Here is a 21,520-nt window from a genome sequence, read left to right as displayed (position 1 = left end):
AATCCATTTACTGTGCGTCTTTTCGACAATACTCTCGGCTCTATCGAAAACCTGCTGCGCTCCCAAAACGCCCTGCAAAAGGGGCATGTAGTGGAGAGTTACGACAACTTCATTGGGCGTTCAGCGCCAGCCGTTCGCACCAAGCTGTATTCCATTCAGGCATCGGAAGTAGCTGCAGAGCAGTCAGATCTGAGTATGCTGTTTGGCAACATCCAATGGAAAGCCCCACGTGCCCTATTAGGGCCTCACCCCGATTTTAAGGGTCTTGCGCACGATGAAACGCTGAATCATTACGCAGTGTCTATGTTCGCCGACATCAAAGGCTCTACCCGGCTCAATGCCTACTACGACCTGCCTACCATTCGCCGCATCAAAGACTATGTCTTGACGCTAGCCATTGAAGTATGCAGCTTCTTTGGCGGCCACATTCAACGTCTTCAGGGCGACGGGGTCTTCGTATATTTTGTTGGCAAGAATGTGCACAAGAACGACGCCATCATTTCCGCACTGAATGCGGCTTCGGTGCTCACCTACTTCGTTAATACTCAGTTGGCTTTGCTTTTCCAGCAGTTAGAAGTCAAACCGCTTAAAATCCGTGTCGGTATCGACTACGGCGACGACAACGATGTCCTTTGGTCTCACTACGGTATTCCCGGTTGCAGCGAGTTAACTACAACGAGCTTGCATACAGACTTAGCAGCTAAGCTACAAGCCAGAGCCCTTTCTAATGGGGTATTGATTGGCGACAATGTGCGCAAAAAGCTCGATTTGCCAGGAGATTATCTAAGTGTACCGGAGTTAGCTGTTTCCAAAAAGCCACTCCCATACATTTTCAATGGACCACCAAGATACCGAAACTGGGTATTTGACTGGCAGAAATACCTGCTCTCATTCGATTTCGCACATGGTAGCGCAACCTCAGGTATTCGCATTGAAGTACCTGATTATCGTTTGCAATGTCGCATCAAACAGAACGGGCAAATTGTAAGTATCTATCCTCAAAATCTATACTCAATTCCTAAAGGCACAGAGTTAGAATTTCAATTAAGGCGTGCAAAAGGAGGAGTGCCTTTCCATAAGCTGCCAACAGATACAATAACGTGGGAGGTTACTAACTCGGGATCTGAGGCCAAAGAGGCAGGTCAAGAAAAGCATGATTTAGGCAAGCGCTTCGATGGCCAGATAACAGCAGTAACTACCGCAGCATATCTGGGCCAGCACCAAATAATTTGCCGAGTGAAACGCTCAGCCCATCTGGAAAACTTCACTGCGAGGCACTTCATATTCGGCCAGTAGCCTGAACCAAGAGTTATTTATTGCCTTCAATTAAGTTCTCGTGCAACTTGGTTCATTATGGAGCTCCGAAGCCATGAAGTAGAAGCCTAATAAGTGTGTCAATAGATAGTTCAATTTACCTCTTGAATTTTTCACTTTCCTATCTTTCTTATGGCCGAACCCGTTTCGCTCTCGCTCACCAACTTCCTGAATTTCGTCACCAAAACTGGCATCCAGAAGCTGCGCTTCGTGGAGCAACTGAGACGCGACGAGCAATTCGATTTCTATGGTCCGCTACGCGACCATGTCAAGCACGTGCACAAAACCGATAAACCCAAAAAGGAGCTCGAAAGTGTACTGCAAGGTTTGACTAATAAGCAGAAGGAGAAGTGTTACCCGCCCGTAGTGAAAGGTTACCAGAAATTTTGGGGTCGCAAGAAGCTGGAGTGGATTCAGCCACCCAAAACTACCTGGCAACACGCCGACATCATGGTAAACGTAGCACCAGAATTGGGCCTCGTTATAGATGGTGAAGTACACGTCCTTAAGCTTTATTTCCGCCAAGAGCGCCTTACTAAGGAACGAGTCTGCTCTATTAATCATCTGCTTGAGCAGCAACTCCGAGCCAAGCTTACGCCTGAAGTGCAGTTAGGGATATTGGACATTCACCGCTCCAAATTCCTGCCTGCCGTTGCCAACCCCGATTACCAACACCTACTGGAAGTCGAAGCTGAAATGTTCCGCCGCTACTGGGATAAGCCCTAATTACCCACTATCATGATTTACGCAGACGAAAAAAACCGCGACGTTCTTTACCGCCACATCACCCGTCTAATAGATGGGATTGATGGTATTGGCCTTCAGTTTAAGCATGTAAGTTTGGTTCAGCACACCTATTTAGATTTACTTCGCCGGATAAGGTGCAACCTTATTGGAGTCGTAGTTCAGTTGGCACAGTGGCCAGCAGAGCCAGAACTCAAGGTACCCATTTCGCTCGTGATGCGAACTTGTCTGACAGATGCTATTACAGGGCTATATCTAGCCAGTTTCCATCAGCACGAGGAGTCCTTCAGAAATGAGCTTCACCTTCTTGACCGGCCATATATTAGCTATCTGAATTTCGTGGCCGATAATTTGAATCTTGAGCGGCCAGGTGAAGACCCGGCAGTAGTTCAGCAAGAAGCGCAAGAGCTACGAGATGAGATGCATCGTAAAGGGGAACACATGTTTATAGCTGACCCTAAAACAGGTTCGCTTGTCCCTAAAAAGCCCAGCCAACTGAGGGCCACAAGCGACTTAACACTTTTCAAGGACCCTAAAGCTGTGGATAGACCGCTAACCGAAAGCGACATGTTCCACCAAATAAATGCATTAAACGCGACTCAACATTTATCTTATTTATACCGTCTGCAGAGGGACCTATCTCAACAACATCATTATTGTCCCGCAAACCGTGATACAATCCAGTTTGATGGAGCATATTTCTGCGCCCAGTGGTTCAAATCACTGGTGTTTGTGCAAGAAATAGTTGGGATGCTGGCTAACTTGTTAGGGACCAGCCAAGAGTTAATCCAGCCGATAAAGCAAAATCAAGCAGATCTAATCGACTATCTGTCGGAGCATAATGAGTAGCAGCAAAGGTCTACAACAAGAAAAATGCTCGGCATCCAGCCCTGATATTTCCTCACATGGTAGGGTCATGTTTGAAACAAGGGTACGCGGAAACAAAAATAAATCCTGTAAAACCCTTTCAGGAAGTTAATAACACAATGCCCAAACTGACTTACACCTCTGCTGAATTTGACACCGCAAAGTATCCGAGATGTACCAGCGAGAATACAGTTACTGTCTATTGGAGCAATTTAGTCTGGGCTGCTATTACTGCCGGCAAAGCAGGTGCAAGCGAGCTTACCCAGCATAAGGAGTATTCACGCTACGAGCGCTTAGTACGCTTGCACATGATTAGGATGAGCTGGAAGGAGTCGATGAAAGGGGAGTTTCAGCAAACCGATTTGTATAAGGCACTCGATGGCAGCGAAAAGACGGCTATTTCTTATTTCATGGGGCTTACAATGGCTAAGTATTTATCCGGCCATTGCCTGACCGTTCCTTGGGTACTGCATTACGATAGCTACTTAAAAAGTCTTGGCCAGAAACTAAAGGGTACACGGCCTGATCTAATCGGGATGAATCCTCAAAAAGAGTGGTTCGTTTTGGAAGCTAAAGGCCGGAGTGAAAAAATTGAGAAAGGCTTGATGGAAAGTGCATTAGAACAAGCCTGTAGAGCACAACCCATAAATATCACTAGACCTGTACCCATAGCCTGCATTGCCTACACTAAGGGTGCAGGTATTCTTCATGCAACTTGGAAAGATCCGGAAGGTGAATCAAACGAGGCAGGTTACACCATCGAACCGCTTGACTTCTTGGAACAATACTATGCGCCTATTCGCAGCCTAATAGATTTTGATAAGCTTGATTCCGTACCCAGACGATATACGATTCCAAAGTCTACTACATCATTTTTATTCACCACGCGATCCTTTCCAGATTTAGACTTGACTATCGGCCTTCTCAAAGAGCCTGCAAAATTCTATCTAGAGAATCCCGATTGGCACATTCCATTTGAGCGGATTCCGAAATTGAATGCCCTAATCGATGAGTCGGATGAAATTGATAATAATCCCGATCCCAAAATATTCGTCGGACCCGATGGAGTTTTTATTGAGCTAGGCAACTCTTGGGACTCTGATAACATGATGAAAGAGCCGGACCAACGCGCTGCTGAATAATCTCATGTCATTAACAAAAAAAGCCCGGCTTGAAGACCGGACGGTTCCTAGGCTCATTCCTCCAAATGGCAGAATTAGACTCGCGACAAGAATAGACTAACATCACCTCATCCGCGACCTGCACTAGGCCATCCATCTCCTTTTAGGAGAAGAGGCCGGGGGGTGAGGCGCATCATTAGAACGTAATGTCCGCTACTCCCAACCTGCGCGAAGATCACGCCTCCCAGCTTCCGGCCCTGCTGTGGCTGCAGAAGCTCGGCTACACATACATTGCCCCCGCGCAGGCCCTGGCCGCCCGCGGCGGGCGTACCGAAAATGTACTCCTCGAAACAGTGCTGCGCGCTCAGCTCACCCGCCTCAATGCCGTGCGCCACCGCGGCCAGGAGCATCATTTTTCCGACGAAAACCTCTCCGCTGCCATCCAGGCCCTGCGCGACCTACCCGGCCCCCTCGGCTTTGGCCCCGCCGCTAAGGCTGCCTACGACCTGCTCACCCTCGGCAAGAGCTTCGAGCAGGTCGTCGACGGCGACCGCAAAAGCTTCTCTCTGCGCTACATCGACTGGCAGCAGCCTGCCAACAACGTCTTCCACGTCACCAGTGAGTTCACGGTGCAGCGCTCCGGGCTGCCTGATACTTACCGCCCCGACGTGGTGCTTTTCGTAAACGGCATTCCCCTGGCCGTGCTCGAGTGCAAGCGCGCCGCTGCCGGCCTGCTCGACCAGGCCATTTCCCAGCACCTGCGCCAACAAACCGAAGACGGCATTCGCCCGCTCTACATCTGGTCGCAGCTGCTAATGGTGGCCGATGGCGACCAGACCCGCTACGCCACCACTGCCACCCCATCCGAGTTCTGGGCTGTCTGGCGCGAGCAACACCCCAATCCTGAGGCCCAAGCCGCTTGGGAGCAGCAGCTTCACACCCTCAAAAACCAGCCCCTGCGCCCCGAGCAGGAAGCTGCCATCTTTAGCGGCGACTTCACCTACGCCCAGGCCTACTTCCGCCAGCTCCAGGCCGCCCCCCGGTTGCCCACTGGTCAGGATCGTGCCCTTTGGAGCCTTTGCCAGCCCCAACGCCTGCTCGACCTGGCTTTCCACTTCGTGCTCTACGAAGACGGCCTCAAGAAAATAGCCCGCTACCAACAGTTCTTCGGTGTTCGCGCCACCCTCGAGCGGGTGCAGCAGCGCGACTCCGACGGCCGCCGCCTCGGCGGCGTGCTCTGGCACACCCAGGGCTCCGGTAAGTCGCTCACCATGGTAATGCTGGCCCAGTTGCTGGCCACTGACCCACGCCTGCCCGGCTCCCGCATCCTGCTAGTCACCGACCGCACCGACCTCGACGAGCAGATTGAGGGTACCTTCATCAAGTGCGGCAAGCTGCCCAAGCGCGCTCGTTCCGGCAAGCACCTGCGCCAGCTCCTGCACGACCCTCGTGCCGAAGTCATCACTACCCTCATCAACAAGTTTGACAAAGCGGTTAAGCATCTCGACGCACCTCTCAATGACGATAACATTTTCGTGCTTGTCGACGAAGGCCACCGCTCCCAGTACGGCTCCCTGCACACGCGCATGCGCCAGGTGCTACCGAAGGCCTGCTTCCTGGCCTTCACGGGAACGCCTCTGCTCAAGCGCGAGAAGAGCACCGCCGCCCGCTTTGGCGGCCTCATCGATCCATCCTATACCATCCGCCAAGCTGTCGAAGATAAAGCTGTAGTGCCCTTGCTCTATGAGGGCCGCCACGCTGCCCAAACCGTTAATGCCCGTCCCCTCGACCGATTCTTCGATGTCGTCACCGAACCCCTCACCGATTACCAGCGTGCCGACCTCAAGCACAAGGTTAGTCGCGCTGAACCCCTAAACGAAGCCGAGCAGAAAATTCAGGAAATAGCCCTCGACATCAGTCAGCACTTCAGCGCCACTTGGGCCGGTACCGGCCTCAAAGGGCAACTCGTTACCGGCTCCAAAAAAGCGGCTCTTAAGTACAAGGCTGCCCTCGACATGCTGGGCCGGGTATCATCCGAAGTTCTCATATCAGGCCCTGATGAGCGTGAGGGCACCGACGATGCCTATGCCAGTGAGCCCACCGACCCGATTGTGCGGTTCTGGAAGCGTATGATGGATCTGCACGGATCGCCCGAGCAGTATCAGAAAAACGTAATCAACGCCTTTAAGTATCAGGACAAGCCTGAAATAATTATCGTCGTCGATAAGCTGCTTACTGGCTTCGACGCTCCCCGGAACACCGTCTTGTACCTCACCCGCGGCTTGCGCGAACACACCTTGCTTCAGGCCATTGCCCGCGTTAACCGCGTGCATCCTGGCAAAGACTTCGGCTACATCATCGACTACTACGGCAACCTTCACCAGCTCGATTCGGCTCTGAACACCTATTCCAGCCTTGACGGATTCGACGAGGCCGACCTGGCTGATACGCTTGCCCATGTGCGTGGTCAGGTTGATGAGTTGCCACAGCGCCATGCAGCGGTGTGGGATCTGTTTCGCCCCGTCCCTAATCGCTACGACGCCGAAGCTTACCAGCAGTTATTGGCTGATGCGGCCGTTCGCCATAATTTCTACGAGATGGTATCCGTCTATGCGCGCCTGTTGCGCCTGGCCCTGTCCACCTTGGAATTCACGCAGCGTAATCCGCCGGCTAAGGTCGAACAGTACCGCCATGACGGTGCCTTCTTCCTCAAGCTGCGCGAGCAGGCCAAGCAGCGCTACGCCGACACCGTTGATTACAGACAGTACGAAGCTCAGGTACAGAAGCTCATTGACACGCACATCAGCACTGAGGAAATCATTCGCCTCACCCAGCTGGTCAACATTTTTGATGAGCAGCACTTTGCTGAAGTAGTGGCCGAAGCCGGCACGCCAGCCGCCAAAGCCGATACCATTGCGCACCGGACCGCCCGCACCATCACGGAGAAGATGGACGAAGACCCAACTCTTTTCCGCCGCCTGTCAGAGCTTATTGAGGAAACCATTGCCGATTACCGCGCCCGGCGCATCTCTGAAGCCGAGTATCTGCAGCGAGCCCGCGATGTGCAGCAGCAAGTATTACGTCACCGCACCGCCCCTGACACTCCCGCTGCCCTACAGGGTCGCCCCGTCGCCCAGGCACTCTACGGCATCACCGAAGAATCCCTGCGCCAGACCACCGGTACAGATTCCTCCATGCTCCGCGAGGTAGCAATACACGCGGGCCTGCACCTCGACGACTTACTCCGCAGTCATTTGCTCGACCAAGACCGACCCATTGTCGACTGGCCCAATAAAGATTCGCTCGTCAACGCCGCCCGTCTAGCCCTCGACGACTACCTCTTCGAACTAAATACACGCGAAAGCCTCGGACTTTCTCTAGAAGCCATCGACCGCCTCCTTGACCAAGTATTTGCCGTTGCCCGCCGCCAGTACGCATGAGTGTTACTGAGTCTTCTATTACCTATGGCAGCCACGAACTGGCCTTCACAGTAGAGGTACGCCCGCGCCGCACTCTCAGCATCACCGTCCACCCTGACCAGCGCGTCCACGTCCTCTCTCCGCCAGATGTGTCGCTGGCCCAGATTCAAGCCCGCGTCACCCGCCGCGCCGCCTGGATACTGCGTCAGCAAGCTTACTTCCAACAGTTCCGGCCCTCTACGCCGGCCCGGCGCTATGTCAGCGGCGAAACCCACCTCTACTTGGGCCGCCAGTACCGCCTTCGGTTGGAAGAGTCGGAACACTCAAAAGTCAAGCTCATCCGCGGCCGATTAGTGGTGCATACGCCCCACCCAGATGATGCTGACCTTACTGCCAAACTGCTGCGCCAATGGTACCAGCAGCATGCCACTGATCAATTCCCAGCCGTGCTTCACCAGTGCCTGCCATTGCTCAGCGAGTACTCGCTGCCCACGCCTACGCTTCACCTGCGCTACTTGCAAAAGCGCTGGGGCAGTTGCAGCTCCGCCGGCCGCATCACCCTTAACACCGACCTCATCCGCGCTGACAAAAGCGCCATTGCCTACGTCATCCTCCACGAGCTCTGCCACCTCATTGAACCCAACCATTCCCGCCGTTTCTTCAATCTACTCACCCGAGTTCTGCCCGACTGGCAACGCCGAAAGGAGAAGTTAGAGAAGGCTTTAAGCTGACTATTCAATTTCTATATGTTGACAAAAACACAGCGCAACCAGCTCGTTGAGCTTATTCAAAAAATGGACATTCCTATAAACCATCTTCAGGAGGATAGGGGGGCCAGCGCATACATTATCAAAGTTTTAGGAGACATCAGCCATTTCACTGTGACTATAAACCGAAACAGTATTAACGGAGAGTTTTCTGTTGATACTATTCCCTACGTGGCGAGTGCCGGATGGGCTGACTTGGGACAGACTTGGCAAGACGTGCTGAAATGCTTTTCTATATGGGCTCAACAAATACGTGCTGATATAGATGCCCCCGACCTCTGGGCCGAAGCAACTAAAACGGCTCAACTATTTGGGAACGTTTCAGAGGCGGCCAATGATAAATTTACTCGTGGCGAGTTAGCCCAAGTACAAGGGCAATTGCGTCAAATGAAGCAAAACTTTGCCACGGCTGACCTGCCCGAAGCCGCCAAGCAAAAGTTAATTGACTTGACTGCCGAGGCTGCTGTGAAGGCCGAAGGTTTAACTAAGAAAGACTGGCAGAATTGGATTATCGGCGGCTTCGTCAGTGCCATTACAGGACTTATGCTTAATCCAACTCAAGCGCAAGAAGTTTTAAAACTAGTGAAAGCGGCGTTTGGAGGTTTGTTTCTAAAGTAGTATGGATTCTGTAACACTTAAGTGGAAGCCCACTAATTATACTGGCTTAAATGACTGCGAAGACTGTTTCTTGTACGCCATTACCTTCAAAAAAGAACTTCGGTACATTGGCATGGCTTACAGTCAAAGCACCCATGCTCGCTTGATGCACAAGGACCACATCCGCAAAAAGTATCAGTACTTAATGGATGAGATAACTGTCTGGTTAGGGTATATCCATTACCAGTCATTTGCTAATATCTCCCATAAGCGCATTCACGATATAGAGTCGCTGCTTATTTACATGAATCAACCGTGCGACAACACTCAATCTAAAAAAAACTATACTGGCCGCCCTAATCTCATTATCCGTTCAAAAGCCTTTCCTCATTTGCTGCCCAGTATTTGGGTGCATGACAGAATATGTTATCCTGCTTTTGCCAGACCTTGAATTGCCTAGCCTAAAGCTTTATTACTCTATTTAAGTAATCCTACTTCTAATAATCGTGCATTAGCCATTAATACTTACTCCTATCTCAGGGCACTCGGCGGCTCAATACCGCACGCCCCACAATTCCTTCAACTTCGTTGTAAACGCCTTGGTTTTCACATCCCGCCGCCCCAGTCGCCAGATACTTTCCAACCTGCGCCACATCTAGGCGGCTAGCACCAGTTTATTACCATGGCTACTGGTAAGGTTAGTCTCATAAAACGGACGTTATTCGAGACTTGCGCCTATCTGCTTATCCACTCACAATCTCTTTGATTTACTGTCTCAGGTAGTAATCTCATTATTCTAATTCTCATTATCTTTAGACATATTGACTTAATGAGAATAAAGCTATGGTGTTTGGCTACGCGCGGGTAAGCACAGCAGATCAACTGTTGCACTTACAACTAGACGCTTTGGAGAAGTACGGGTGCTCAACAATATTTCAGGAGAAGGCATCCTCAGTTAAGGAGCGACCAGTACTGCGGCAATTACTTAATCAAGTTAGATCCGGTGATACAATAGTAGTATGGAAGCTAGACCGATTGGGCCGATCTCTCAAAGACTTGGTGATGCTAGTTACTGGCTTCCAAGATGTGGGAATCAATTTCATAAGCTTACAAGACCATCTCGATACTACCACGGCGCAAGGCCGGCTAATGTTCAATCTGTTTGCTAGCTTAGCTGAGTTCGAGCGTGATATTATTCGTGAGCGAACCAATGCGGGACTGACTGCTGCCCGTGCACGTGGCCGGCAGGGCGGGCGTCCTTCAGGCCTTAATAAGGATGCTCTAGCTAAAGCTGAGGCAGCTAAGACTTTATACCTCCAAGGTCAGAATGCCACCGATATTGCCAAATTACTAAAGGTGGGTCGAGCTACCATCTATCGCTATCTAGCCGCTTTGGGAGTATCTGCATCCAAAGTGACGTCTTCTGATTGACGATAACAGTAGATTAAACATCTAGATGATGACTTCAAGAACACCAAACCCAACTTAAAGGGTGTTGAAGAATAAGGGCTGGAGGTTGAGGCACACGGTCAAGTTGGCAAGTACTCGTGCGGCACATGTAGAAAATGGCCTCCAACATCTGCCGCTAATCAAGGCACCCTTTGCGTTGCGCAAGCAAGAGGCAGCACATAACTTGCCAATGCGAGTAAGTAAGGGGGTGATGCCCATCAACTATAATGAGGGAGAGGTCTAAGAACTCCTACTCAACTTATTGGCTCGTCTCTTTTTACGCTCTTCCAAAGCCCCAGATACCCTTTAGAATGACAAAGAAAGCACTTTTAGTCGCCTACCTGCTTGGTGTAATGTATTTAGCTTCTGGATGCGGTTTCAATGATCCTCTCGAATCCAGATTTGCTTGTTCAAGCATCCAACAGGAATTTGGTGAGTACAATCTTGAGATGGAACACTTCAAGTTGCGGGAGAGAACAAACGTAGAATTTGCTCTGAAGCTCGATGATGGGATAATGAAAATTTATAATGTTAAATTAGACAAAATGTGGATGGAAGATTCTGTGACGTTCCATCATGAGAAAGATGGGCTATATTATTTTCAATCAACAACACCAGAACATGTAAACATACTTGGTGTGACTGAGCTACCCACGAAGTACGTTCTCAATAAGAAGGAAAATGTTGTCTGGTATATGGGAATGAATCGAAATGACGAAGATGGAGGTCGTGTCCATTGTAGCACTGCCATTTTTCATCTGAATTGCCAACTTTAATCTTGGTGGCCTGCATAGGTTAATGTTGCCCTATGGAGCAATCTAACTCTTGATACAACTTGCTGACCCGTTTGCTTTTATTCCGAACTCCAATCACCAACACCTTCTTAGAGCATTAACTTGTAGCTCTCTACTTGAAGTAATTTGCCCCATTCCTGCAGAAGAGCACGAGTTGGCTCATCTTCCTCAACTCAGAAGGCCGAGTGATTCAAAGTGCGCTGAATCTGGCCTCCATAGTCACCACTTAGTTTTTGCTCACGCAAAAGAAGTTATTGCAATCAACTAACGCGAACATGGCTGGAGAGCCGGCCGCGCCGGGTTTCGGTGACGACGTGGGTAACCACGCCCCAGATGGTAAACAGGTCGGGTTCGCCAATGCGCAGCTCCGGATAAGAAGGATTGTCGGGCACCAGAAACCAGGCCTCGGGGCCGCGCTGGATAAGGCGCTTAACGGTAAAGTCACCCTCAACCATGGCAATTACCACGTCGTTGTGCTGGGCCTGGAGCTGGTTGTCGACAGCCAGCAGGCACCCGTCGCGGATGCCGGACTCCCCGCCCGTCATGCTGTGGCCCATGACCCGGACCAGGTAGCAGGAATCAGCGTGGGGCAGCAGCAGCCGGTTTAGATCGAGCTTGATGGAGCGGTGATCCTCGGCCGGGGAGGGAAATCCCGCGGGCACGGAAATGTCAAATAAGCGGACCCAGGCCGGCTTGCGGACAACGGGCAGAAAAACAACATCACACATGGCAACAAGAATAGGTGTGCCACAAGTATACGGATATTGCTAATTAAGTTAGTTAAATAAGCTAATGAATTTAGCTTGATTGGGCGGTACCGGTTTCCTGCGGTCCGTTGCAGTCCGGGGTGGGCCACAGCTAAGCCATTGGGAATCATGGCAAAGCGTTGGCTTTGCCGCGTCTGGGTGGGATAGCCTGCTCCCCGCCCTGCCCCTACCATGGCTTGGTGCCAACCAAACGAGCTTGGGCGCAGCCGAAGCTATGCGCTAGGGAGGCGAGGTAGCTTTATCCGGGGGGAGGACTGTAAAACGACGCACCAAAAGCCAAGAGAAAAGCAAGTAAGCTAACGGAACTCTTTTCCCGTCACCTTACCCCACCGCAGAGGGGTATGTAGGTGGAAACGCTTCATAATGCCAATGCATCAATGCTTCAATAAAACATCGAAGCAATAATATTTTGAAGCAATAATACATCGAAGCAGAGCTTCATAGCATCAGATGGGTGCCTGTTCGGGCAAGGCCTTCTCAGAAAACGAAAAAGGTAGCACAAGGAGGCGGTTGACCAACCAGTAGGGACACTGCTTAATCGGGCGGCGTACCCAGGGCCGCTTGCCAATGGCTGGGCAGGACAACTGTTACCAGAGTCGGTGCAACAGCCCGGCAAGGATTGGCGGGTGGCTCCTAGGTTGCATTTGGTTTGATATTCTTACTTTTTGGTTTGAATCGTGTTTTCCGCCGCGCTGGGGTTAGGGGACCTTTGTATTGTCAACTGCAGCAAGTAGTACGGGGGCTTTGAAAGGCTTCCAGCAAGTGCTGCCCCGCAAGGACTATTCCCCACACCCTCAAACAGAAAACAAGATGCAAAAGCGCAAAATTGGCTCCAGCGGCATGGAAGTATCGGCCCTCGGTCTGGGCTGCATGGGCATGACCTTCGGCTACGGTCCGGCCGCCGACGTCACCGAAGCCACTAAACTTATCCGGGCCGCCGTAGACCTGGGCGTGACCCTCTTCGACAGCGCCGAGGCGTATGGCGAGGCCAACGAGCTGCTGGTGGGCAGCGCCCTGGCCGATGTGCGGCAGCAGGTGGTCATTGCCACCAAGTTCGGCTTTAAAAACGGCGACGCCAAGGCCGGCCTCGATAGCACTCCGGCCCGCATTCGCCTGGTGGCCGAGCAGTCGCTCCAGCGCCTGAAAACCGACTACATCGACATCTTCTACCAGCACCGGGTGGACCCGAACGTGCCCATTGAGGACGTAGCCGGTACCGTAAAAGACCTGATTGCCGAAGGCAAAGTGAAGTACTTCGGCCTCTCCGAAGCCGGCGTGGACATCATCCGTAAGGCGCACGCCGTGCAGCCGGTATCGGCCCTGCAGAGCGAATACTCGATGTGGACCCGCGAGCCCGAGGAGCAAATTATTCCGACGCTGGAAGAGCTGGGAATTGGCTTCGTGCCCTTCAGCCCGCTGGGCAAAGGCTTCCTGACCGGCGCCATCAACGCGGACTCCACCTTCAAGGAAGGCGACATTCGCAACACCCTGCCCCGCTTTCAGGAAGAAGCCCGCAAAGCCAATCTGGCCCTGACGGACCTCGTGAAAGGCATTGCCGACCGCAAGCAGGCCACCCCCGCGCAGATTGCCCTGGCCTGGCTGCTGGCCCAGAAGCCCTGGATTGCTCCCATCCCCGGCACCACCAAGCTGCACCGCCTGCAAGAGAACGTGGGCGCCGCCAACGTCGAGCTGACCGCTGATGACCTGCACCGCATTGAAGAAGTGCTCCAGCAGGTAAAAATCCAGGGGGCGCGCTACAATGCCCAGCAGCAAGCCACGGTTAACCGCTAACGCAGCGGGCCCCAAGCGGGCTTTCGTCAGCTTCTTTTTCCTCCTTCATTCGACTTAGCTCCCGGGCAGCCGGGCTGGCACTCTGTTGCCTGGGAGTTAAGCTTTTTACTAATACCACAACATGGAAACGCAAGTATTAAAAGGGCGTGTCGCCCTGGTGACCGGTGGCACCACCGGTATTGGTTTTGGTTCCGCGAAGCGTCTCATTGAAGCCGGCGCTATCGTGTACATCACGGGTCGTCGGCAGCAGGTGCTTGACGAGGCCGTGGCCAAACTAGGGCCTTCCGCCCATGGTATTCAGGCCGACGCCGCCAGCAAGCGTGATGCCCAGCGGGTAGCCGACACCATCCAAGCGGCGCACGGCCAGCTCGATATTCTGTTTGCCAACGCGGGCGGCGGCCACGCCACTCCTCTTCCCGAACTAACCGAAGAGCAGATTGACAGCGAGCTGAGCATCAACGTCAAGGGCGTGGTGCTCACGGTGCAGAGCCTGCTGGGCGTGTTGAAAGACGGGGCTTCCGTCATCCTCAACGCCTCCATCACGGCGGATATGGGCTTGCCCGGCTTCGCGGTGTATGCCGCCACGAAAGCGGCCGTGCGCTCGCTGGCCCGCAGCTGGACCACCGACCTTAAGGACCGCAAAATTCGGGTCAATACCATCAGCCCCGGCGTGGTGCCCACCGAGGGCTACAGCCACGAGCAGAAGATGACCCAGCAGCAAGTAGACGACTACGTGCAGCGGGTCGCGGCCGAAATCCCGGCGGGGCGCGTGGGCACGGTAGAAGACATCGGCGACGCGCTGGTGTTCCTGGCCTCCGATGCGAGCAGCTTCATCACCGGCATCGACCTCATCGTCGACGGGGGCCAGACCCGCGTATACGCCGGGAAGAACTAAGTCGTGAACGCCGCTGGCCGGCGCTTTTTCCTTGATTTTCGTAAATTCCTGGCATGAGTACTGGCAGCGGCGTTTCCCCGGTGGAGCTAAACACGAGCGACTTAAAGCTGCGTGGCTTTAAGATGTATGAGGTCAATCAGCCGCAGCAAACGCCCCTGCTCTACAGCCGGCGCGACTACTACAAGGTGAGCATCATGACCACGCAGTGCGTAATTCATTACGCCAACCGGAGCATCGAGCTGGACGGCACCTACTTGTTCTTCTCCAACCCGCACATTCCGTATTCGATGGAATTGCGCACCGACCAGCACCGGGGCTACGCCTGCCTGTTCAGCGAGGAGTTCGTACGCGGGGGCGGCGAGCGGTCGGAGAGCTTGCAGCAGTCGCCCTTGTTTCAGCTGAACGGCACCCCGGTGTTCCAGCTTAACGAAACGCAGGCGGCCTACCTGACCGGCATTTTCCAGAAGATGCAGGCCGAGGAAGCCACGGACTACCCGTTCAAAGGAGAGCTGATTCGCACCTACATCCAACTGCTGATTCACGAGACGCTGCACCTGCAGCCGTACGAGCATTCGTTTCAGCCCAAAAACGGCGCGGCACGCATTGCTTCACTCTTTCTGGAGCTGCTGGAGCGGCAGTTTCCGGTGGAAAGTCCGCAGCAGAAGCTGGCGCTCAAAACGCCCCAGGAGTTTGCCGACCGCCTGGCCGTGCACGTCAACAGCCTCAACCGCGCGGTAAAGGAAATCACCGGCAAGCCCACCAGCGCCCACATCAATGGCCGCATCCTGGACGAGGCCAAGGCCCTGCTGCAGCACACTGACTGGAGCGTGGCCGACATCGCCTACAGCCTGGGCTTTGAGTACCCGACCTACTTCAACAACTTTTTCAAGAAGCACACCGGCGACACGCCGCTGGCCTGCCGCAAAGCGGTTCCCGCCGCGTAGCCCCAACGCCACCGGCTGCTTAGCCGGTACCAGCATCCCTCACAACGACTAGTCACCATCCCCGCCCGGGCGTCACCGGGTAAGCGGCGGCGTGCGCGTGTGGGTTGACTTATCCCCTACCTCATGAACAAGGAAGTGCTGGCTGCTGCCGACCACCAGGCCGGCGCGCGGAAGCTGAAAGGCTTCAAAGCCTACGAAATAGACCTGGTGCATCAGCCGGTGCCGTCCTTTAACCGGCGGGATTTCTACAAGGTGTGCCTGCTGCGGGGCGAAAGCACCATTCACTACGCCGACAAAAGCATTGCGCTGCGCGGTACGTGCCTGTTCTTCGCCAGCCCGCGCATTCCGTGTTCCATGGAATTGCGCTCGGCCGAGCAGCACGGCTTCGCCTGCCTCTTCAGCGAGGCCTTTTTGGGCGACCACGACCTGGCGACCGGCTGGCAACAGTCGCCGGTATTTGCCAGCGGGGGCACGCCGGTTTTTCAGCTGACCGAGGCACAGGCAGCCTACGTGGAAGACCTTTTTCAGAAAATACTGGCGCAGCAGCAGGCCACGTACTTGTTTCGGGACGAGCTGATTCGCAGCTACCTCGACTTGTTATTCCACGAGGTGCGGCGACTCCAACCGTCCACCCATTTTAACCGACCCAAGAATGCGGCGGCCCGCATCACGGCCCTCTTTTTGGAGCTACTGGAACGGCAGTTCCCGATTGAAAGCCCCGAGCAGGGGCTGTGCCTGAAAACAGCCGCTGAATTTGCCGACCGGCTGGCCATTGGCGTCCGCCGGCTGAACCGGGCGGTGCAGGCCACGACCGGCTTATCCCCGGCAGCGCACATTGCCCACCGCATCGGCCACGAAGCGCAGGCCCTGCTAGTATATACCGATTGGCGCGTAGCCGCTATTGCCGCCAGCCTGGGCTTCGAGCAGCCGGACATCTTCCGCCACTTCTTTAAAAAGCACACCGGCCGCACGCCCCGGGCCTTTCGCCAGGACCTTTCCCCGCCGCTCCTGCCCAACGTGGGCTAATCTACTTACACATAATTTCATGCAAACCGTCAAATTAAACAACGGGGTAGAAATGCCCCTCTGCGGCCTCGGCGTATTTCAGGTACCCGATGCCGCCGAATGTGAAAGGGCCGTCTTCGAGGCCATCCAAGCCGGCTACCGCCTGATTGACACGGCCGCCGCCTATCAAAACGAGGAGGCCGTTGGCCAGGGCATCCAGCGCAGCGGCGTGCCCCGCCAGGAGCTGTTCATCACTACTAAACTTTGGATTCAGGATGCTGGCTACGACTCCACCAAAGTGGCGTTCGAAAAGTCCCTGCAGCGCCTCGGGCTCGACTACCTGGACTTGTACCTGATTCACCAGCCCTATGGCGACCTTTACGGCTCGTGGCGGGCCATGGAAGAGCTGTACAAAGCAGGCCGCATCCGCGCCATCGGCGTCAGCAACTTTTACCCCGACCGCCTGATGGACCTGCTCCTGCACCACGAGGTCGTGCCGGCTGTCAATCAGATGGAGACGCATCCCTACTGGCAGCAGGAGGAAGCGCAGCAGTTTTTGCGGGAGCACGGCATGGTGCTCCAATCCTGGAGCCCATTTGCCCAGGACCCCACCATCTTTGAGAATGAGCTGCTCCAGTCCATCGCGGCCAAATACCAGCGCTCGGTGGCCCAGATTATCCTGCGCTGGCTCACGCAGCGCGGCATCGTTGTCATTCCCAAATCGGTGAAGAAGGAACGAATCATCGAGAACAGCCAGATTTTCGACTTCGAGCTGGCGGCCGAAGACCTGGCAGCGATTAAAACGCTGGACACGAAGAAGACCACCATCTTCGACCACCACGACCCAGCCCTCGTAAAGATGATCAGCCAGGCGCATTTCAACATCTAGCCCACTACCACCCTTTCTTTATGGCGCGTATTTTCATCACCGGCTCGGCCGATGGGCTCGGTCAGCTGGCCGCCCGCCAGCTCGCCGAGCAGGGCCACCAAGTGGTGCTGCACGGCCGTAGTGCCGAACGAGCCCAGCAGGCCCGCGCGGCCGTGCCGCAAGCCGAAGCCGCCGTGGTGGGCGACCTCTCCACCCTGGCCGGAATGAAGCAGGTGGCCGAACAGGTCAATAAACTCGGTCACTTCGAGGCAGTAATTCACAACGCGGGCCTCTACCAAGTGCCCCAGCTCGTACCCACGGCCGAGGGGTGGCCGCCCCTGCTGGCCGTGAATACGTTGGCGCCCTACGTACTGACCTGCCTCATCGAGCGCCCGGCCCGGCTGGTGTACCTGAGCTCGGGCATGCACCGCCAGGGCGACGCCAGCCTACGCGACCTGACTTGGCAACAGCGCCCCTGGAATACGACCCAGGCCTACTGCGACTCGAAGCTGCACGACCTGTTGCTGTCCAATGCCGTCGCCCGGCACTGGCCCACCGTGCTTTCCAACGCCGTCGACCCCGGCTGGGTGCCCACGAAGATGGGCGGCGCGGGTGCTCCCGACAGCCTGACCAAAGGCGCCGAAACCCAGGCCTGGCTGGCGGCCGGCGAGGACCCGGCGGCCCGCATCAGCGGGCAGTACCTGCACCACCAGCGGCCCAGCAGTGCGCATGCCCAAGCCGCCGACGTGGCCGTGCAGGAGCAGTTGCTGGCCGAATGTGCCCGGCTCACCGGGGTGGCCTTTCCCTTGAACGCCTGAGTACACTGGATAGCCATTTGACAGGGAGAAGGCGTGGTCAGCATACCACGCCTTCTTTGTGCTTCTGAGTTAGGCACCTGCACCGTACGCAACTGAAAAACGGCGGGTAGCGACTAGGGCAGTCGCGGCCTGCTTTCGGTTTGCATTTCATAGTTTTTGGTTTGAATGTCTTTAACAGCTGGGGGTAGTCTGACCGGAACTTTGCTAGTGTAAATGAAGCCCTTGGCAAGACGCCTAGGCAGTTCATTTATCCACCTACTATCCCCTGTTAACATGGAAACTAATGCGGAGCACCTGACGCCTAAGCAGCGTCATCTCGTCACGATATCGGCCCTCACGGCTACCAGCAATGTGGCCTACTTAAAAGTCGCCTTGGCCAGTGCGCTGGAGGCCGGCCTAACCATCAACGAAATCAACGAAGAGCTGGCGCACCTGTACGCCTACTGCGGCTTTGCGGCCAGCGTGCGGGGCACGAACCTCTTCCGGGAAGTGGTGGAGGAGCGCCGCGCCCAGAGAATCCAGGACAGCCAGGGCCGGGAAGCCACCCCGATCACCGATACCGCGAGCAAATACGTCCGGGGCGAGCAAAACCAAGTGGTTGTGACGGGCATGAGTCCGCAGCAGCTCACCGCCGCTTTTTCCTTTAACCCGGTGCTGGACCGTTTCCTGAAGGAGCACCTGTTTGCCGACCTTTTCGGGAGCGACGTGCTCAGCTTCCTGGAGCGCGAGCTGGTGACGGTGGCGGCCCTGACCAGCATGCAGGAGCCCCTGGCGCTGCCCCACTACCAGGGCGCGCTTAACGTGGGCGTATCCGAGGCGCAGCTGCGCGAGCTGCTGGTCCTGGTCGAGGATACCGTCGGCGCTCAGGCCGCGACGACGGGACGCCAGATTCTGGAATCGGTGCTGGCGGCGCTAGGGGTACATGTTCCGCAGGGTGTGCTCCAAAATATGAACACTCTGGGTTAGCTCGTCGCGGTCGAGGGCCGCAAATCCCAGCCGCAGGTGAGAAGGCTGGGGTTCGGCCGCAGTCTGGTAGCGCCGCCCGTCGCTTAGTGCCAACCCCTGATGCCGGCACCGCCGGGAGAGTTCGGGCAGGTCCACGTGGTCGGCAAACCGGCCCCACACGGCCAGGCCGCCCGTGGGCGGTTCAAACGAAAACCAGGCGGAGAGTCGTTCCCGCAGCAACCCGCAGAATAGATCCCGGCGCTGGTGGTAGGTCCGGCGCGCCCGCTTCAGGTGCGCCCCCATGTCTCCATCGGCGAACAACGCGGCGATGCTCCGCTCCAGCACCGTGTCGCCCTGGCGGTCGAGGCGCCGCCTGCGGTTCTCCAACTCCTCAATGAGGTCGGCCGGGGCCACCACGTAGCCCACGCGAAACGCCGGGGCCAGCACTTTGCTTAGCGAGCCCATGTACAGCACCCGGCCCGCGCGGTCGGTGCTGGCCAGTGGCAGAATGGGCGCCCCGTCATAATGGAAATCGTAGTCGTAATCGTCCTCCAGGATGATAAAATCATGACGCGCAGCTAGCTGCAGCAGGTGTACCCGGCGTTCGGCCGACAAGGTCACGGTGGTTGGATAATGATGATGGGGCGTCACGTAGACCAGGCGCACGGGTTGTTGCTGGCAGAGGGCGGCTAGTTCGGCGATGCATAGACCCTGCCCGTCCACTGCTACGCGGTGCAGGTCGGCGCCCTGCGCGGCAAAGGCTCGGTCCGCGCCGTGGTAGCTGCGCTGCCCTACCACTACGGCGTCGCCGGGGCCCAGCAGCAGCTGCGCCAGCAGATACAGCGACATGGTGCCGCCGCGGGTAATGAGCACGTTCTCCGCCCGGGCCGGCAGCCCCCGGGTCGCGTGCAGGTGCAGGGCGAGCTGCTGGCGCAGCAAGAGGCTGCTGTTGGCCTCGTCGGCGTAGCCCAGCAGGTGGCGGTGGCCCGGCTGCAGGCAGAGGGCGCGGTACGTGCGGGCCAGCGCCGCCAGCGGGGCCAGCCGGCTGTCCGGGGAGCTGCTCAGAGACAAGGGCAGGGCCTTCCCCGTAGAAGGCAAAGAAGACGGGTGGTGGGATTTTGGGTACGCGAAGGCGGCGCGGGGCGCCATCCGGCGGGCGGCTTCGGCCAGAAACGGCCGGGGGGCCACCATCGGCAAGCCAGGGCTGACCACGGCCGGCTTGGACGCGCGCTGCGCAATCCAGCCCTGCGCCTCCAGCTCGTCGAAGGCCACCACGACGGTTTGGCGGTGCACGGCCAGCAGGCGGGCCAGGGTGCGCGTACCGGGTAAGGGGTTGCCGGCGGCCAGCAGGCCCTGCTGCATGAGCTGAATCAGGCCCGTGGTCAGCTGCTGACTTAGGGAAGTTACCGCGTGGCGGTTTAGAGGAATCAGCGTGGCATAGGGAAGCATAACCGGACCAGTGACTATCTAAAAACCGGACCAGGCCACTGGGCCGGCAAGCTACGAGGTTTGGGGGGTCTTTCGAAAACACCGCCCGGCCCGCGCCCCTTCATTCCGACTATGCGATCTCATCCCACCACCCTGCAACTGCTAGGTCACGCGACCTTTAAAATCACCACCCCCGAAAACAAGATTATTCTCGTGGACCCTTGGTTGTTTGACAATCCTTATATCCCCCCGGGCTTGGAACACCAGCCCGCGGTGGACCTGCTGCTGATTACCCATGGCCACGAGGACCACCTGGATATCTGCCTAAAGAAATTCATTCAGCAGACCACGCCGACCATTATTGCCAACAACATCTGCCGGCGCTTTCTCATCGAGCAAGCGGTGGACGAAAGCTTGTTTGAGCCCATGAACCTGGGGGGCAGCCTGCTGGTCCACGGCGTGACCGTGACCATGGTTAACGCCTTTCATCAGGCCCACGTCTATCTGACCGACAAGACCATCGGCTTCCCCCACGCCGCCAACGGCTTTGTCGTGGGCCTGTCGGACGGCACTACCGTTTATTTTGCGGGGGACACCTGCGTGTTCGGCGACATGCAGCTAATTGGCGAGCTCTACCAGCCCACGATTGCGGTGCTGCCCATTGGCGGCCGCTCCATGATGGGCGCGCTGGAAGCGGCGCACGCGGTAAAGCTGCTTCAGGTAGACCACGTGATACCCTTCCATTACGGCACGGCGCCGGAGCACACCCAATCCCCGGACGAGTTTATTGCCCGCACCCAGCCCTACCCCACTACCCGGATCCACCTGCTGCAGGCCGGCGACGTGCTTGATTGTCAAACCCTGACCACGAGTACCCTGGCCCGTCCGGAATCAATCCGCTAAAACCCTGGAAAGCGGGCCGTAGCCTGGTTTTTGCGGCGGGCCTGTTTTCTTTCTTCAGTAGGTGCTTGCTTTGGCGGGCCCTGC

19 protein-coding genes are annotated in these 21,520 nt (G+C 55.9%); 17 read left to right on the top strand and 2 right to left on the bottom strand.

The features are described 5' to 3' along the window. The first annotated feature begins 12 nt into the window (after positions 1 to 12). The 9 genes from ACYVHC_RS18735 to ACYVHC_RS18695 all read left to right on the top strand — a co-directional run bounded on the left by ACYVHC_RS18735 (position 13) and on the right by ACYVHC_RS18695 (position 11,054). Positions 13 to 1,296, top strand: coding sequence for a nucleotide-binding domain-containing protein (locus ACYVHC_RS18735; protein ID WP_460615324.1), 1,284 nt, complete (start codon positions 13 to 15; stop codon positions 1,294 to 1,296). Positions 1,297 to 1,446: 150 nt separating this feature from the next. Next, on the top strand, positions 1,447 to 2,040 hold the full coding sequence (locus ACYVHC_RS18730) for a hypothetical protein (RefSeq protein WP_460615323.1): 594 nt from the start codon (positions 1,447 to 1,449) through the stop codon (positions 2,038 to 2,040). A 12-nt stretch (positions 2,041 to 2,052) separates the two neighbouring features. Next, complete coding sequence (locus tag ACYVHC_RS18725) at positions 2,053 to 2,907, top strand: hypothetical protein (RefSeq protein WP_460615322.1); 855 nt, start codon at positions 2,053 to 2,055, stop codon at positions 2,905 to 2,907. A 137-nt stretch (positions 2,908 to 3,044) separates the two neighbouring features. Then, positions 3,045 to 4,067, top strand: a complete 1,023-nt coding sequence (locus ACYVHC_RS18720) for a hypothetical protein (RefSeq protein ID WP_460615321.1) — start codon at positions 3,045 to 3,047, stop codon at positions 4,065 to 4,067. 185 nt (positions 4,068 to 4,252) lie between these two features. Next, positions 4,253 to 7,486: a type I restriction endonuclease subunit R gene (locus tag ACYVHC_RS18715; protein WP_460615320.1), complete on the top strand. Its 3,234-nt coding sequence runs from the start codon at positions 4,253 to 4,255 to the stop codon at positions 7,484 to 7,486. Continuing rightward, positions 7,483 to 8,196 carry a M48 family metallopeptidase gene (locus ACYVHC_RS18710; RefSeq protein WP_460615319.1) on the top strand — a complete coding sequence of 238 codons (714 nt, stop codon included), beginning with the start codon at positions 7,483 to 7,485 and terminating at the stop codon, positions 8,194 to 8,196. The genes ACYVHC_RS18715 and ACYVHC_RS18710 overlap by 4 nt, the downstream gene beginning before the upstream one ends. Positions 8,197 to 8,211: 15 nt before the next feature. Then, complete coding sequence (locus tag ACYVHC_RS18705) at positions 8,212 to 8,850, top strand: hypothetical protein (protein WP_460615318.1); 639 nt, start codon at positions 8,212 to 8,214, stop codon at positions 8,848 to 8,850. An 822-nt stretch (positions 8,851 to 9,672) separates the two neighbouring features. Then, entirely contained in the window at positions 9,673 to 10,260 is a 588-nt protein-coding gene (locus tag ACYVHC_RS18700) for a recombinase family protein (RefSeq protein ID WP_460615317.1), read from the top strand. Positions 10,261 to 10,589: 329 nt separating this feature from the next. Beyond that, positions 10,590 to 11,054, top strand: a complete 465-nt coding sequence (locus tag ACYVHC_RS18695) for a hypothetical protein (protein ID WP_460615316.1) — start codon at positions 10,590 to 10,592, stop codon at positions 11,052 to 11,054. A 278-nt stretch (positions 11,055 to 11,332) separates the two neighbouring features. Here the strand turns inward: ACYVHC_RS18695 and ACYVHC_RS18690 are convergent, their stop codons facing one another. Next, positions 11,333 to 11,800: a LexA family protein gene (locus ACYVHC_RS18690; RefSeq protein ID WP_460615315.1), complete on the bottom strand. Its 468-nt coding sequence runs from the start codon at positions 11,798 to 11,800 to the stop codon at positions 11,333 to 11,335. 849 nt (positions 11,801 to 12,649) lie between these two features. Here ACYVHC_RS18690 and ACYVHC_RS18685 point away from each other — a divergent pair. The 7 genes from ACYVHC_RS18685 to ACYVHC_RS18655 all read left to right on the top strand — a co-directional run bounded on the left by ACYVHC_RS18685 (position 12,650) and on the right by ACYVHC_RS18655 (position 19,126). Further along, positions 12,650 to 13,630: an aldo/keto reductase gene (locus ACYVHC_RS18685; protein ID WP_460615314.1), complete on the top strand. Its 981-nt coding sequence runs from the start codon at positions 12,650 to 12,652 to the stop codon at positions 13,628 to 13,630. Positions 13,631 to 13,751: 121 nt separating this feature from the next. Then, a complete protein-coding gene (locus ACYVHC_RS18680) occupies positions 13,752 to 14,525 on the top strand; it encodes an SDR family NAD(P)-dependent oxidoreductase (protein ID WP_460615313.1) in 774 nt (257 codons plus the stop codon). A 53-nt stretch (positions 14,526 to 14,578) separates the two neighbouring features. Then, the gene (locus ACYVHC_RS18675; RefSeq protein WP_460615312.1) at positions 14,579 to 15,469 is read left to right on the top strand and encodes a helix-turn-helix domain-containing protein; all 891 of its coding nucleotides are present in this window, start codon (positions 14,579 to 14,581) and stop codon (positions 15,467 to 15,469) included. Between the two features lie 123 nt (positions 15,470 to 15,592). Further along, on the top strand, positions 15,593 to 16,495 hold the full coding sequence (locus tag ACYVHC_RS18670; RefSeq protein ID WP_460615311.1) for an AraC family transcriptional regulator: 903 nt from the start codon (positions 15,593 to 15,595) through the stop codon (positions 16,493 to 16,495). Positions 16,496 to 16,514: 19 nt separating this feature from the next. Continuing rightward, a complete protein-coding gene (locus ACYVHC_RS18665; RefSeq protein ID WP_460615310.1) occupies positions 16,515 to 17,363 on the top strand; it encodes an aldo/keto reductase in 849 nt (282 codons plus the stop codon). 20 nt (positions 17,364 to 17,383) lie between these two features. Then, positions 17,384 to 18,160, top strand: coding sequence for a Rossmann-fold NAD(P)-binding domain-containing protein (locus tag ACYVHC_RS18660; RefSeq protein WP_460615309.1), 777 nt, complete (start codon positions 17,384 to 17,386; stop codon positions 18,158 to 18,160). A gap of 273 nt (positions 18,161 to 18,433) precedes the next feature. Beyond that, positions 18,434 to 19,126 (top strand): carboxymuconolactone decarboxylase family protein, encoded by a 693-nt coding sequence (locus ACYVHC_RS18655; protein ID WP_460615308.1) that lies wholly within the window; start codon positions 18,434 to 18,436, stop codon positions 19,124 to 19,126. Here ACYVHC_RS18655 and ACYVHC_RS18650 read toward each other — a convergent pair. Next, positions 19,073 to 20,554 (bottom strand): aminotransferase-like domain-containing protein, encoded by a 1,482-nt coding sequence (locus tag ACYVHC_RS18650; RefSeq protein ID WP_460615307.1) that lies wholly within the window; start codon positions 20,552 to 20,554, stop codon positions 19,073 to 19,075. The two genes, ACYVHC_RS18655 and ACYVHC_RS18650, sit on opposite strands and share 54 nt — an antisense overlap. Before the next feature lie 111 nt (positions 20,555 to 20,665). Between ACYVHC_RS18650 and ACYVHC_RS18645 the strand changes: the two genes are divergently transcribed. Continuing rightward, positions 20,666 to 21,436 (top strand): MBL fold metallo-hydrolase, encoded by a 771-nt coding sequence (locus tag ACYVHC_RS18645; protein WP_460615306.1) that lies wholly within the window; start codon positions 20,666 to 20,668, stop codon positions 21,434 to 21,436. Positions 21,437 to 21,520 lie beyond the last annotated feature (84 nt).

It is taken from the genome of Hymenobacter seoulensis, assembly GCF_054780535.1.
The sequence above is the reverse complement of the archived record's forward strand: the minus strand, read 5'-3'. Positions and strand labels throughout refer to the sequence as shown.

Bases quoted from the DNA above. Each gene is read 5' to 3' on its own strand.
- ACYVHC_RS18730 (WP_460615323.1), top strand. From the start codon at position 1,447: ATGGCCGAACCCGTTTCGCTCTCGCTCACCAACTTCCTGAATTTCGTC.
- ACYVHC_RS18725 (WP_460615322.1), top strand. From the start codon at position 2,053: ATGATTTACGCAGACGAAAAAAACCGCGACGTTCTTTACCGCCACATC.
- ACYVHC_RS18720 (WP_460615321.1), top strand. From the start codon at position 3,045: ATGCCCAAACTGACTTACACCTCTGCTGAATTTGACACCGCAAAGTAT.
- ACYVHC_RS18715 (WP_460615320.1), top strand. From the start codon at position 4,253: ATGTCCGCTACTCCCAACCTGCGCGAAGATCACGCCTCCCAGCTTCCG.
- ACYVHC_RS18710 (WP_460615319.1), top strand. From the start codon at position 7,483: ATGAGTGTTACTGAGTCTTCTATTACCTATGGCAGCCACGAACTGGCC.
- ACYVHC_RS18705 (WP_460615318.1), top strand. From the start codon at position 8,212: ATGTTGACAAAAACACAGCGCAACCAGCTCGTTGAGCTTATTCAAAAA.
- ACYVHC_RS18700 (WP_460615317.1), top strand. From the start codon at position 9,673: ATGGTGTTTGGCTACGCGCGGGTAAGCACAGCAGATCAACTGTTGCAC.
- ACYVHC_RS18695 (WP_460615316.1), top strand. From the start codon at position 10,590: ATGACAAAGAAAGCACTTTTAGTCGCCTACCTGCTTGGTGTAATGTAT.
- ACYVHC_RS18690 (WP_460615315.1), bottom strand. From the start codon at position 11,800: ATGTGTGATGTTGTTTTTCTGCCCGTTGTCCGCAAGCCGGCCTGGGTC.
- ACYVHC_RS18685 (WP_460615314.1), top strand. From the start codon at position 12,650: ATGCAAAAGCGCAAAATTGGCTCCAGCGGCATGGAAGTATCGGCCCTC.
- ACYVHC_RS18680 (WP_460615313.1), top strand. From the start codon at position 13,752: ATGGAAACGCAAGTATTAAAAGGGCGTGTCGCCCTGGTGACCGGTGGC.
- ACYVHC_RS18675 (WP_460615312.1), top strand. From the start codon at position 14,579: ATGAGTACTGGCAGCGGCGTTTCCCCGGTGGAGCTAAACACGAGCGAC.
- ACYVHC_RS18670 (WP_460615311.1), top strand. From the start codon at position 15,593: ATGAACAAGGAAGTGCTGGCTGCTGCCGACCACCAGGCCGGCGCGCGG.
- ACYVHC_RS18665 (WP_460615310.1), top strand. From the start codon at position 16,515: ATGCAAACCGTCAAATTAAACAACGGGGTAGAAATGCCCCTCTGCGGC.
- ACYVHC_RS18660 (WP_460615309.1), top strand. From the start codon at position 17,384: ATGGCGCGTATTTTCATCACCGGCTCGGCCGATGGGCTCGGTCAGCTG.
- ACYVHC_RS18655 (WP_460615308.1), top strand. From the start codon at position 18,434: ATGGAAACTAATGCGGAGCACCTGACGCCTAAGCAGCGTCATCTCGTC.
- ACYVHC_RS18650 (WP_460615307.1), bottom strand. From the start codon at position 20,554: ATGCTTCCCTATGCCACGCTGATTCCTCTAAACCGCCACGCGGTAACT.
- ACYVHC_RS18645 (WP_460615306.1), top strand. From the start codon at position 20,666: ATGCGATCTCATCCCACCACCCTGCAACTGCTAGGTCACGCGACCTTT.